The sequence below is a fragment of the Mesorhizobium sp. M4A.F.Ca.ET.020.02.1.1 genome, assembly GCF_004022645.1.
Taxonomy (GTDB): Bacteria; Pseudomonadota; Alphaproteobacteria; order Rhizobiales; family Rhizobiaceae; genus Mesorhizobium.
Genome location: NZ_RZOI01001427.1, coordinates 1 through 398 on the forward strand (window position 1 = coordinate 1; position 398 = coordinate 398).

Below are 398 nucleotides of genomic sequence, written 5' to 3' on the forward strand. Positions count from 1 at the left end.
CGCCGAAGCGGCCCTCGATCGCATCGAGCAGGGCGCCGAGCTGCTCGGGCCTGGCGATGACGGCGAGCCCGCCCCGCGGCTTCGCCACCGCGGCAGCGCTTCTGATCCAGCTTTCGAACAGCCCGTCCTCCATCACATGCGCCTGCTTGCGCAGCGCATCCGGCGTGGCCTGATCCTCGGCGGCGTTGAAGGGCGGGTTCATGATGACGAAGTCGAAGCTGTTGTCGGCAAGGCCGGCCGCGCCGCGCGCTTTGCCGGACAGCGCGACATCGGCCCTCAGCACCGAGGCCCGGTCGCCGAGATGCGCATTGCCGGGGTGGGCAAGCGTCGCGGCCGCGAATTCGGCCATGTCCGGCGAGCATTCGACCAGCATGGCCCGCGCTGCGGGACAGCGCGAC

At 71.1% G+C, this 398-nt stretch carries 1 pseudogene; it reads right to left on the reverse strand.

Going from position 1 to position 398, the window contains the following annotated elements:
• Positions 1–398 (reverse strand): annotated as a pseudogene (locus tag EN742_RS37510) (methyltransferase); the annotation flags it as partial.